We start from the raw sequence: 11,604 nt of genomic DNA on the forward strand, positions 1-11,604 counted from the left end.
TCCACGGGAGGCTGTGTGTGAGGCACGCTGTGTTTAGTCGTCCGGGGGAACAACTAGGCTGCTGGGTTGTGGTGATGGCACGGGGTTCACAGCGGCAGGATTCGCCGCGCCGACGCAACCGCGACCGGCACGGGCGAGGCCTGCGCGGTCCGCTCTACCCGGCCACGCTTCCCGCGGCCCGTTCCCGCGCCGAACGCTTCGACGCGCTGGTCATCGAGGCGCTGGAGCCCATCGAGACCCGGTGGCGCACCGAGCTCACGCAGCTCGACGTGGCCGTCGACGACGTGCCGGAGGTCCAGGTCGAGGGCGAGGACGGCGTGGTGGAGGACGGGAACGTCCCCCTGGCCCGCCTGCTGCCCCCCGGTAGTGACAACCGTGCCCGGATCGTTCTCTACCGCCGCCCGCTCGAGGCGCGCGCCAAGGACGGCGCGGACCTGTCCGACCTGGTGCACGACGTCCTGATCGAGCAGATCGCGAACTACCTGGGCCTCGACCCGGACGTCGTCGACGAGGGCTGAGACCCCTCTCACACCCCGCGCCTGCGGGTGGGGATGGCCGTCAGCAGCGTGAACAGCGCCGCGGCCGCCTGCCCGAGCAACAGGAAGTCCCGCAGGGTCGTGGACATCGACACCCGGACCTCCGCCCCTCCGGACGGCAGCGGCACCCCGACCAGGTGCCCCCAGGCACGCACGACGGGCACCTGGGCGCCGTCCACGGAGACCTGCCAGCCGGGCTCGTCCTCGGCGGCCAGCACGAGCACCCGTCCCTCGCCGCCGGGCGAGACCTTCACGGCGACGTCGGGCAGCGACACGTTCACCGGTGCCACGCCCTCGGCCGAGAGCTCGGACGGCGGCTCACCACCCGTGCGGGCACGCCGGGCCAGATCAGGTGCCAGCAACACCCCGGTGTCCGCCGTCAGTCGCAGCCGCAGCACGGGCCGTCCGTCCGACGCGCGTGGTGCCTCGGACACCAGCTCCCCGGCAGCCGCCTGGACCTTCTTCGAAGCCTCGTCGGTCGGCAGCACCAGGAACGTGACCCCGGACGAGGCGGCCTGCCCGAGCGCCAGTTTCACGGCCGGAGCGGCCCCGTCCAGGAGCGTCGTGTTCCACCGCCGCAACCGGGCGGGCGACGAGACGGTGGGCACGAGGTCGTCGTCGCCGAACGCGGGCATCCGGCCGGCGACCTGCCGCGCGGGCGTCCCGAGGATCAGCACCGAACGCCCGGTGCGCTCCAGCTCGGCGGTCAGCGACGTGGTCAACGCCACCCCGCCGTCGGCCTTCAGCGGCCCGGACCGCAGGTCCAGGAGCCCGGCGATGCCCACGCTGACCAGCGTCACCACGCCGACGACGTAGACGGCCCGCCGCACCCGTGCCTGACCGGCGATGCCCGGCGGCACCCCGCGCTGACACCCGGCGAGCACCACGCAGATCAGTCCCCAGCCCAGGACCACCAGCGGCGTCCCCGGCCAGGCCCCCACCGCGGCGACCGCCGCGAGGGCCCCGATGGCCAGCACGATCACCGTCAGGCCAGGCAGCATCGAGGCGTTCGGGCGCAGGACGGCGGCGGCGAACGCGGCGGCCACGAAGACCGAGCACACGATCAGGTTCGGCGGTGGCGACTCGAACGCGGCACCCAGGCCGTTGAGAACCATCTCCGGGTGTTGCAGCAGGACGGCGGGCCACGGCAGAAGCAGGCCCATCGGCAGAAGCACGATCACGAACAGAGCCGCGATCCGACGCGCACCACCGGTCACGGCGATGAAGCCGCCCAACGCACCGATGATCACCACAACGTGTGTGAGCGGAGAGAAGGCTCCGAGGACCGCGACACCTATGGCGGTGCCGGACGCCATAGGCAGCCAGGCGTGCGTGGACGACGCGCGCAAGACCGCGTACACGCCGGCGAACACCACGGGCGTGACGATGTGCACGACGACGACGTCCAGACGACCTTCGGCGACTGCGGTCGTGGCGACCGGCAACAGGCCGTAGAAGGCCGCAGCCACCGCGCGCACGGAACGCCGTACGCGCAAGCCGCGTGACGCGATGTAGGCCGACAACGCGGCGAGGGGGATGTCGCCGAGCAACAGCAGGGCGACGGCGAACGACGGTCCGCCGGGGATCAGCCCCAGGACGGCCAGGGCGGCGGGCGCCGGAGCCGCGGTACCGCCGAGGACCGGGTGCCACGAGGACAGGTAGGTCGACCAGACCTCTCCCGCCGAGCCGACCGGGAGCAGCCGGCCGCCCGCGAGGTCGAGCCCGAGCCTCGACCAGTTCGCGATCACCGCGACGACCGAGAGTCCCAGCAGCAACAGGACCGGTGGGGCGAGCAGGAGCGAGCGCAGCACCCGCGACTGGTCGACCTCGACGAAGACCATGCCGGGCGAGGCCCGCGGACCCGGCGACGGGCGAGGGCGCGGGGAAGGGCGGAGGGCACCAGGTAGTGCGGCGTCGACGGACACGACGACGGGCGGACGGCGCAGGCCGGCGACGCGCGGGCGTCCGCGCGAGGCACCGGCCGGCAGCGCGGCGGGACCGACGAGCCGATAGTCCATTTCGGACGGTTCGAGCCACGTCGATCCGGAATCGGTTGCGGGCAAACGACCCAGTGCGGCGTCGGCCTCGACCCGGCGGCGGATCAGGAAGGCGGCGCCGGCCCGAACCGCGTTGCGCAGCCGGGTGAGTCTGCTGGTGAAGAGCCCGCGCACGACGGCGGAACCGCGACGGGCGCGGCGTCCTTCGAGCAGACGACCGCGCGTCAGGAGGTAGCGGGCCGCGCCGACCTCGGCGTGTGCGTCCGCGAAACGCCGTAGCAACAGGAAGCCGAGAGCCCGCAGGAGCGACAGGAACAGCAGCCGCGGAAGTCCCGCGAGAAACGACAAAGTTGAACAATTGACCAAGAAAGTGCGCATGCCGTGCGCGCGGTCGACGCCACGAAATGACGGACCCGGTCGTGCCATCGCCGCATCCAAACGGCGTGCGCCTTTAGTTGCGGCGCGTGCATGTCGCATGCGTGCGACGGGTACGCACAGGACCAAATGACCTGAGCGATTAGCGCGCCAGCCGAAGTCGACGTCGTCGCGCAGCAGCGGCATCGCTTCGTCGTAACCGCCGAGTGAGTGCCAAACCTCACGTTTGATCAACGAACCCGCGGACGAGACGGCGAGAACCTCGGTGCTCTGCTGAAACGATGCGGAATGTTCGGCGGACGACAGACCTGTCTGTCGATGTCCTGAAGAATCCGTCGACAGACCTGCCTCGACGACCAGACGAGAATCCACCCAATCGAGGCACAGTGGACCGAGCACCGCGGCCGACGGGGACACCTCAGCCGCCGTCAGCAGAGACGCGAGGCAGTCCGGTTCGGGCGCGCTGTCGTCGTGCAGCAGCCACAGCCACTTGCCCGGGTCACCCCACCGTTCGACGGCGTGTTCGACCGCGATGCGCACGGCGGTGCCGAAGCCCGTGCCGCGCGGCGCTGTCAGCACGCCGTCCAGCAGGTCTCCCGCCTCGGCCAGGACTTTTGCCGTCCCGTCGGTGGATCCGGTGTCGACCGCGATCACGTGCCGTGGACGAATTCGCTGACGCCGCAAGGCAGACAGCGCCGTGCTGAGCCACTGGTCGCCGTCGTGGCAGACCAGGACGCACAGCACGGGCGCTGTTCGCAGCCTCGGGTGAGGGCTTGTCACGCCCTCAAGTTAAGGCAGAAAGATCACGCTTCTGTCTGACTAGACGGCTCGCTTCTTCAACTTGCGGCGTTCTCTCTCCGAGAGACCGCCCCAGATGCCGAAGCGTTCGTCGTGCTGGAGTGCGTACTCCAGGCACTCCGAGCGCACCTCGCAGCCCAGGCAGATGCGCTTGGCCTCCCGCGTCGACCCTCCCTTTTCGGGGAAGAACGCCTCGGGATCCGTCTGGGCGCAGAGCGCACGCTCCTGCCAGTCCTGCTCGTCGGCAGGGTCGAACAGGTACGACAGCTCGCCCTGTACGACCGGCTGCGTGACGTGATCTTCTTCGAGCTCTTCGAATTCCTGCATTTCGTCCGCCTCCTCGCCTTCCGCTCTCCCCGGTTGGCGGACGCCAGACGCCGTTCCCACAACGACGAATGACACCGATGTGATTACACCTGCGTCACAGCGGGCGGTCAAGCGGAGTCCACACGTCGGGGGATATTCGCGCAGATGGCCGCAAAAACCTTGACTGACTGCACAGACGGTGATTCAGGTGTCGCAACCCGTCCCCGAACGGCCCACCACACCGGCCGACACGCCACACTGGAGGGGTGAAGCGATCAGCAGTGCGCCCCAGTCCACTGTTCCTCGGCCTGCTCGCGGCAACCGTCGCCGGAGCTGCTCTCACCCTGCTCGAAGGTGACCTCGCCATCAAGTCGGGCACCATCCTGTTCGTCCTCGCCGGGTGGGCCGTGACGCTGTGCCTGCACGAGTTCGGGCATGCCGCCGTCGCGTACAAGGGCGGCGATTTTTCCGTACGTGACAAGGGTTATCTGACCCTCGACATCCGTCGTTACACCGACCCGGTGCTCAGCATCGTGCTGCCGCTCGTGCTGCTGGTCATGGGCGGAATCCCACTTCCGGGTGGTGCTGTCTGGATCAACCACCACGCCCTGCGGTCCAAGAAGATCGAGTCGTTGGTCTCACTCGCGGGCCCGATCTCGAACCTCGTGATCGGCGTGCTGCTCGCCCTGGTCGTCGCGGTCTTCTCGCCGCCGGCCGCGCTCGCCGCCGCGATTTCGTACCTTGCTTTGTTGCAGGTGTTCGCGTTCGTGCTCAACATCCTGCCGATCCCCGGCCTCGACGGCTGGGGCGCCATCGAACCGTTCCTGCCGTACGAGGCGCAGAAGTTCGGCGCGAAGGCCCGGCCGTGGGCGCCGCTGGTCCTGTTCGCCGTCCTGATCGGCTTCTCGGCTGTCAGCCAGCTGTTCTTCGAGGCGTCGACCTGGGTGTTCGAGCTCATCGGCGGCGACCCGTTCTCGGCGTTCGACGGCTCGCGGACGTTCTCGTTCTGGCGCTACCTGTAAGCGCGAACCGGCGCTGTGGAAGCATGGGCGGGCGTGAAGGTCGTAGCACTCGTCGGCGGGGTCGGCGGCGCCAAGTTCCTGCAGGGACTCAAAGCTCTCGGAGCGGACGTCACAGCGGTGGTGAACACCGGCGATGACGTGTGGATGCACGGGCTGCGCATCACGCCCGACCTCGACACCTGCATGTACACGCTGGGCGGTGGCATCGACGTCGAACGCGGCTGGGGTCGCGCGAACGAGTCGTGGACCGTCAAGGAGGAGCTCGCGGCGTACGGGGCCGAACCGACGTGGTTCGGCCTGGGCGACCGGGACATCGCGACGCACCTCGTTCGCACCCGCATGTTGCGCGCCGGTTATCCGCTGTCGGCCGTGACCGAGGCGCTGTGCGACCGGTGGAAGCCGGGCGTGAAGCTGCTGCCGATGACCGACGACCGGGTGGAGACCCACGTCGTCGTGGAGCTCGACGGTGAGACGAAGGCCATCCACTTCCAGGAGTGGTGGGTGAAGCACCGGGCCGGTGTGCCCGCGCAGTCGTTCGCGTTCGTCGGCGCCGAGACCGCCACCGCCGGGCCCGGCGTGCTGGACGCGATCGGCGAGGCCGACGCGGTGGTCCTGGCCCCGTCCAACCCCGTGGTGAGCGTCGGCACGATCCTCAACGTCCCCGGTGTGCGCGACGCGTTGCGAAAGACCGAGGCCGGTGTCGTGGGTCTCTCCCCGATCATCGGCGGGAAACCGTTGCGGGGCATGGCCGACGCCTGCCTGGACGCGATCGGCGTGGAAACCTCGGCCGAGGCGGTCGGCCGGCTCTACGGCTCCCGCAAGTGTTCCGAGGACGGCATCCTCGACGCGTGGCTGGTGCACACCGGCGACCGCGCGGACGTGCCGGGTGTCGCGGTGCGCGCGGTTCCGCTGCTGATGTCCGATGTGGACACCACGGCGCAGATGGCCCGCGACGCGCTGGAGCTGGCCGGAGTCGAAGTTGACTGATCACGCCGCGGCGGCGCTGGAACTGCTGCCGGTCGTCGGCCTGCCGGAATTTCGCCCCGGCGACGACCTGGCGGCCGCTGTCGCCGCTGCCGCCCCCTGGCTGCGCGACGGCGACGTGCTGGTCGTCACGTCCAAGATCCTGTCCAAAGTAGAGGGACGGCTCGTCCGCGTGCCGGCCGATCCCGTCGAGCGGGACCGCATCCGCCGCGAGCACGTCGACGCGGAGTCCGTGCGGGTGCTCGCGCGCAAGATGCGCACGTTGATCACCGAGAACAAGCTCGGCATCGTGCAGGCCGCGTCCGGTGTCGACTCCTCGAACGTGGCGGGCGACGAGATCGCGCTGCTCCCGGTCGACCCGGACGGTTCGGCGGCGTCGCTGCGAGCGGCTCTGAAGTCGTCGCTCGGCGTCGAGGTCGCCGTGGTGATCACCGACACGATGGGCCGCGCGTGGCGGATGGGCCAGACCGACGCCGCGATCGGCGCGTCCGGCATCCGCGTGCTGCACGACTACGCGGGTGCGGTGGACGAACACGGCAACGAGCTCGCGGTGACGATGGTCGCGATCGCCGACGAGATCGCCGCGGCCGCCGACCTGGTGAAGGGCAAGCTCGGCGCGGTGCCGGTGGCGGTGCTGCGCGGGTTCGACGTGGTGGACGACGGTTCCACGGCGCGTGACCTGAACCGGCCGGTCGAGGAGGACCTCTTCAGCCTCGGCACGGAGGAGGCGTTGGCCCTGGGCCGCGCTCAGGCCGTGCTGATGCGCAGGTCCGTGCGGTTCTACTCGGACGAGCCGGTCGATCTCGCGGTTCTCCGCAGGGCCGTCGGCGCGGCGTTGACCGCGCCCGCGCCGCACCACACGAAGCCGCTGCGGTTCGTGCTGGTGCGCGAGAAGCGTTCCGCTCTCTTGCAGGCCATGCGCTCGCAGTGGGAGACCGACCTGCGCGCCGACGGGTTCTCCGACGAGCAGATCGCTCGCCGGGTGCGTCGAGGCGACCTGCTGGTGGAGGCACCGGAGATCGTCGTGCCGTTCCTGGTGCGCGACGGCGCGCACTCCTACCCCGACGACCGCCGCGCGGACGCCGAGAAGACGATGTTCACGGTCGCCGGTGGCGCCGCCGTGCAGGCCCTGCTGGTGGCGCTGGCCGCCGAGGGGCTCGGCTCGTGCTGGGTGTCGTCGACGATCTTCTGCGCCGACCTCGTGCGTTCCGTGCTGGGCGTGCCGGACGACTGGGAACCGCTGGGCGCCGTCGCGGTCGGGCACCCGGCCGAACCGCTGACGCCGCGCGAGCCGCTGGAAGGGCTGATCGAACTGTGACGTTGCACGCGGACGCCGTCTCGACGCTGAGCCGGTTCACGGGCCAGGACGCCCTGCGCGAGGCCTACCTGGGCTTCCTGGCGGCCCGTCCCGACGCCTGCCAGCGATCTTGCGAGCCCGGGCACCTGACGGCCTCAGCGCTGGTCCTGGACGCCACGGCGGAGCACGCGTTGCTGACGCTGCACCCGCGCGTGGGCCGCTGGCTGCAGCTGGGTGGTCATTGCGAGCCCGAGGATTCGACGTTGGCCGCGGCGGCTCTGCGCGAGGCGACCGAGGAGTCCGGCATGCGCGGACTGCGGATCGAGCCGACGCCGATCCACCTCGACGTGCACCCGATCACGTGTTCTCTGGGCAAGCCGACGCGGCACTTCGACGTGCGGTTCCTGGTGCGTGCTCCGGTGGGGGCGCAGCCGGTGCGGTCGGCGGAGTCCGTGGACCTGCAGTGGTGGCCGCTGGATTCGTTGCCGGACAACGTGGACGACCTGCACCCGCTGATCGAGAGCGCTCTCGCACGCCTGCGTTAACGCTTGAGCGCCCGGTACCGCTTCATCAGCTCGGTGATCCGCGCGGGGTCGGCGCCGGCGTTCAGTTCGGCGATCAGGTCGTCGGGGCACAGTTCGTAGTGGTCGCCCCACCAGCGCCGCGTCTTGCTGTTCCAGATCCGGTAGCCGCCGGGCACGCCTCTCGCCACGTACCGCCGCTTCGCCAAGGACCTAGAACCTCCGGTAGTCGCGCGGTGAGAACCTGGGCGCTCGCCGCGGCCGTCGCATGCCCGCCGCCTCCAGGTACATGACGGCGCGGTGGCGTTGGGGCTTGTAGGGCTCCAACAGCTCCATCATCCCGTCGTCGTCACCTGGTTTCCCGGTCAACGCCCAGGTGACGTTCTTGGCGACGTGGTAGTCGCCGACGCTCACCGCGTCCGGATCGCCCCAGGCCCGTTGCGCGACCTCGGCCGACGTCCAGACGCCGACACCGGGCACCTTCTCCAGCAACTCGCGGCTGCGCGTCTCGGCGGCTTTCTCCAGCCGGTGGGCGACCTGCGCGACGTTGATCAGCGTCCTTCTGCGGGCCCCGTCGAGGCCGCACTGGTGCCACTCCCAGTCCTGCAGGCCCAGCAACCGTTGCGGCGTCGGGGGAACCTTCAGCGGCTTCGGTCCGGGAGCGCTCTCACCGAACCTGCGGCCGAGTTCGCGCCACGTCCGGAAGGCCTCCATGCCGGTGACCTTCTGCTCCAGGATCGAGGCGAACAGCAGGTCCCAGACGCGGTTCGTGGCGCCGAGCCGCAACCCCGGCCGTTGCCGGCGCGCCTCGGCGATGATCGGGTGGTGGGCGACGAACTCGTCCACCGTGTCGTCCGCGCCGAGCAGGGCGGGCAGGCCGTCGAGCAGCCACGGCCCGCCCTCACCCCAGGCTTCCGCCAGCACCTCACCGCTCGTTCTGGTGATGTGCACCGTGCCGGGTCCGCACGGCGTGTTCGCCGCGAACCAGACGCCGCCCTCCGCGCTGAAGGACGGATCGCCGGGCCCGCGGCGCAGCCTGCCGAGCACCGCGCCCAGATCGAGTGGGAACGGTGGAGTCCAGGCTCTGCTAGCCATCCGTCGAGAAGCGCACACCGGCCTCGGGCAACACCACACCCGGCCAGACCCGCGCTCCGCCGATCAACTCACACCGTGCACCGATCACCGCGGAGTCACCTACTACTGCGTCCCTGAGGACCACACCGGCCTGCACGAGCGCACCGGCACCCACGATCGAACGCTCGACCACGGCACCTTCTCCGACAACGGCACCGTCGAACAGAATCGCGCCGTCGAGCACAGCACCGTCCGCAACCGTGCAGTTCGCACCAACCGTGCTGCCACCTCGGAGCGTGGCACCCTCGTGCACGGACGAGCCTTCCAGCACCAAGTAGTCACCCGGCTGTGCAACTGCAGCAGACGGCGCAACGCCACGCACGAGGTCCGCGGACCCCTGCACGAACGCCTCGGGCTTGCCGAGGTCCAGCCAGTACGTGGCGTCCACGTGCCCCTGCAACCTCTTCCCGGCCTCGAGCAGCCCGGGGAACGTCTCCCGCTCCACCGACACCGGCCGCCCGGCGGGAATCGCGTCGATCACCTCACGCCGGAACACGTAACAACCGGCGTTGATCTGGTCCGTCGGCGGGTTCTCGGTCTTCTCCAGGAACGCCTGGACGCGCCCCTCGTCGTCCGTCGGCACACACCCGAACGCCCGTGGGTCCTCCACCTTCACCAGGTGCAGCGTCACGTCCGCCTCGTGCTTGCGGTGCGTGTCCACGATCCCCGTCAGGTCGACGCCCGACAGGATGTCGCCGTTGAAGACCATGACGTCCTGCTCACGCAGCTTGTCCGCCACGTTGCGAATCGCCCCGGCCGTGTCCAACGGCACCTCTTCGACCACGTACTCGAGCTCCAGCCCGAGCCGCGATCCGTCCCCGAAGTACTCCTCGAACACCTCGGCCTTGTAACTCGTACCCAGCACCACGTGAGTGATGCCGGCCTCCTTGATCCGCGACAGCAGGTGCGTCAAAAATGGCACCCCCGCGGTGGGGAGCATGGGTTTGGGAGCGGACAGGGTCAGCGGGCGAAGACGGGTGCCCTTGCCCCCGACCAGCACCACAGCTTCGACGCCGTGCACCTTTTTCCTCCTCCGCGTTACAGCGAGCCGTTCGACGGAATACTCTGACACGAAGCAGATCGTCATATGGGATCTGGTCCCGGCAAGGAGCTAAATCCGACATGGACCCCCGCGACCGGGCCGACGCCATGCTCGCCCGCGCCCGCGCACGTGGGCGGAACATCGTGACGCCGGACAACATGACGTCCCCGATGGACTCCTCGGACACGCAACAGATCCCTCGATCGCTGGTCAACGCACTGGACCAGCGCCGGGACCCGGACTCGACCATGATCTTGCAGCCCGCGCAGATGGGCCGCCAGCAGCCCCCGCGCCCGCCGCAACAGGCACCGCACCACCCCCCGCAGACGCAGCCGATGCCCCAGCAACAGCACCCGGCAGATGACGCGGAGATCACTCAGGTGGTCCGCCCGGGCCTGATCCCGACGGTCTCGAACCACCAGCAGTCCCGCAACTCGCTGACGCAACGCCTCAGCGGCGACATGTGAGCACCCCCGGCGCACGGCGCCGGAAGGCTGACGCAGGGGTCCCCTGCGGATTCGGGTCCCCGCGATGCCGCAGGCGAACCGTCCTTACCAAGAGGTCCGCGTGGGGTGGCTTCGCAACCACCAACGCAACGCGCCTCCGCCCAACGCAACAGGCGTGCCATCTACCCGCGCACGGCGCAGGCCCCGGCTCTGGATCAGATTGGCGGGGTCTGGGGCGGAGCCCCAGAAGTCACCCAGACCGAGTGAGAATCTTCACCCGCAACCCCAGCCCGACCTTCAACGCCACCCGGAACGGCGCCCACAACACCCCGGCATGCCGATCAGCCATGTACCGATAAGCACTCCGATGATGCTCCCGCAACATCCGATCCGAAGACCGGGCAGTCGAGTGTCCCCCGATGTGCACGACCTCGGCCTCGGGAACGTAGACGTTCAACCACCCAGCCGCACCGACACGTTCCCCGAGGTCGACATCCTCGAAGTACATGAAGTACCGCTCGTCGAACCCGCCGACGGAGTCGAAAGCCTCACGCCGCATCAGAAAACAGGACCCGGACAGCCACCCGGCGACCCGCTCGACCGGAGCCTTCTCCTGCCGATAGGCCCGAGTCCAGGGATTCGACTTCCACACAGCCCCGAACAACGCGTGCCCGACCCCGCGCCCAAAGGACGGCAACAGCCGAGCGGACGGGTAGACCTCCCCAGAGGGTTCCCGGATCAACGGCCCGAACATCCCGCCCCGGGGCCAGCGCTCGGCAGCGGCGATCAACGCGTCCACGCTGCCGGGAGCGAACTCGATGTCGGGGTTGGAAATCAGCACCCACCCGACATCGGCACCCAACGCCGCGACCCCGCGGTTGGCTCCACCGCCATAGCCGAGATTGCCACCGGTGGGCAGAAACGTGACGTGTGGGCGGGAGCCGGCAACGGCCTCCGGCACCCCGTCGGTGGACCCGTTGTCGGCGAGGATCACCTGCACCGGACGGGAGGTGGCCTTCTCGAGGGTGTCCACAAAGGGAGCCAGCGTCTCGCCCGGCGAGTACGTGACCGTCACGACACCAAGTCCGTCGCCGTAGTTCACGCGCGACACACTAGCGCCGCGCGCACAGGCACCGGCGCCCCGCA

12 protein-coding genes are annotated in these 11,604 nt (G+C 69.7%); 6 read left to right on the forward strand and 6 right to left on the reverse strand.

Annotation, left to right across the window (positions count from 1 at the left end; genetic code table 11):
• The first annotated feature begins 74 nt into the window (after positions 1–74).
• The gene (locus PV646_RS06060; RefSeq protein WP_500340479.1) at positions 75–518 is read left to right on the forward strand and encodes a metallopeptidase family protein; all 444 of its coding nucleotides are present in this window, start codon (positions 75–77) and stop codon (positions 516–518) included.
• A gap of 8 nt (positions 519–526) precedes the next feature.
• Here the strand turns inward: PV646_RS06060 and PV646_RS06065 are convergent, their stop codons facing one another.
• Together PV646_RS06065 and PV646_RS06070 are read right to left on the reverse strand one after the other, a co-directional pair.
• Positions 527–3,688: a glycosyltransferase family 2 protein gene (locus tag PV646_RS06065; RefSeq protein WP_500340480.1), complete on the reverse strand. Its 3,162-nt coding sequence runs from the start codon at positions 3,686–3,688 to the stop codon at positions 527–529.
• Positions 3,689–3,727: 39 nt separating this feature from the next.
• Positions 3,728–4,033 carry a WhiB family transcriptional regulator gene (locus PV646_RS06070; protein WP_051784712.1) on the reverse strand — a complete coding sequence of 102 codons (306 nt, stop codon included), beginning with the start codon at positions 4,031–4,033 and terminating at the stop codon, positions 3,728–3,730.
• A 245-nt stretch (positions 4,034–4,278) separates the two neighbouring features.
• Between PV646_RS06070 and PV646_RS06075 the strand changes: the two genes are divergently transcribed.
• From PV646_RS06075 to PV646_RS06090, 4 genes are read left to right on the forward strand one after another with little or no spacing between them, the layout of a single operon-like run.
• Positions 4,279–5,034, forward strand: a complete 756-nt coding sequence (locus PV646_RS06075) for a site-2 protease family protein (RefSeq protein WP_452253591.1) — start codon at positions 4,279–4,281, stop codon at positions 5,032–5,034.
• Positions 5,035–5,067: 33 nt separating this feature from the next.
• Positions 5,068–6,021 carry a 2-phospho-L-lactate transferase gene (gene cofD, locus PV646_RS06080; protein WP_500340481.1) on the forward strand — a complete coding sequence of 318 codons (954 nt, stop codon included), beginning with the start codon at positions 5,068–5,070 and terminating at the stop codon, positions 6,019–6,021.
• A complete protein-coding gene (locus PV646_RS06085) occupies positions 6,014–7,336 on the forward strand; it encodes a coenzyme F420-0:L-glutamate ligase (RefSeq protein WP_500340482.1) in 1,323 nt (440 codons plus the stop codon). Before cofD ends, PV646_RS06085 begins: the two co-directional genes overlap by 8 nt.
• Positions 7,333–7,860: an NUDIX hydrolase gene (locus tag PV646_RS06090; RefSeq protein WP_500340484.1), complete on the forward strand. Its 528-nt coding sequence runs from the start codon at positions 7,333–7,335 to the stop codon at positions 7,858–7,860. The genes PV646_RS06085 and PV646_RS06090 overlap by 4 nt, the downstream gene beginning before the upstream one ends.
• Here the strand turns inward: PV646_RS06090 and PV646_RS06095 are convergent.
• Genes PV646_RS06095 through manB form a run of 3 tightly spaced genes read right to left on the reverse strand, consistent with a single transcriptional unit; the run spans position 7,857 to position 9,991 of the window.
• Positions 7,857–8,045, reverse strand: a complete 189-nt coding sequence (locus PV646_RS06095; protein WP_500340485.1) for a hypothetical protein — start codon at positions 8,043–8,045, stop codon at positions 7,857–7,859. The two genes, PV646_RS06090 and PV646_RS06095, sit on opposite strands and share 4 nt — an antisense overlap.
• Before the next feature lie 4 nt (positions 8,046–8,049).
• Positions 8,050–8,931, reverse strand: a complete 882-nt coding sequence (locus tag PV646_RS06100) for a DNA-3-methyladenine glycosylase family protein (RefSeq protein WP_500340486.1) — start codon at positions 8,929–8,931, stop codon at positions 8,050–8,052.
• Positions 8,924–9,991, reverse strand: coding sequence for a mannose-1-phosphate guanylyltransferase (gene manB / locus PV646_RS06105; RefSeq protein WP_500340488.1), 1,068 nt, complete (start codon positions 9,989–9,991; stop codon positions 8,924–8,926). Before manB ends, PV646_RS06100 begins: the two co-directional genes overlap by 8 nt.
• Before the next feature lie 101 nt (positions 9,992–10,092).
• Here manB and PV646_RS06110 point away from each other — a divergent pair, with 101 nt between their 5' ends.
• Positions 10,093–10,479 (forward strand): hypothetical protein, encoded by a 387-nt coding sequence (locus PV646_RS06110; protein ID WP_500340489.1) that lies wholly within the window; start codon positions 10,093–10,095, stop codon positions 10,477–10,479.
• Positions 10,480–10,708: 229 nt separating this feature from the next.
• On the opposite strand, the gene PV646_RS06115 is transcribed toward PV646_RS06110, so the two are convergent.
• Complete coding sequence (locus PV646_RS06115) at positions 10,709–11,560, reverse strand: glycosyltransferase family 2 protein (RefSeq protein ID WP_500340491.1); 852 nt, start codon at positions 11,558–11,560, stop codon at positions 10,709–10,711.
• Positions 11,561–11,604: the final 44 nt, after the last annotated feature.

The organism is Streptomyces sp. ID05-26A, from assembly GCF_033794685.1.
Taxonomy (GTDB): domain Bacteria; phylum Actinomycetota; class Actinomycetes; order Mycobacteriales; family Pseudonocardiaceae; genus Lentzea.

Bases quoted from the DNA above. Each gene is read 5' to 3' on its own strand.
- PV646_RS06060 (WP_500340479.1), top strand. From the start codon at position 75: ATGGCACGGGGTTCACAGCGGCAGGATTCGCCGCGCCGACGCAACCGC.
- PV646_RS06070 (WP_051784712.1), bottom strand. From the start codon at position 4,033: ATGCAGGAATTCGAAGAGCTCGAAGAAGATCACGTCACGCAGCCGGTC.
- PV646_RS06100 (WP_500340486.1), bottom strand. From the start codon at position 8,931: ATGGCTAGCAGAGCCTGGACTCCACCGTTCCCACTCGATCTGGGCGCG.
- PV646_RS06110 (WP_500340489.1), top strand. From the start codon at position 10,093: ATGGACCCCCGCGACCGGGCCGACGCCATGCTCGCCCGCGCCCGCGCA.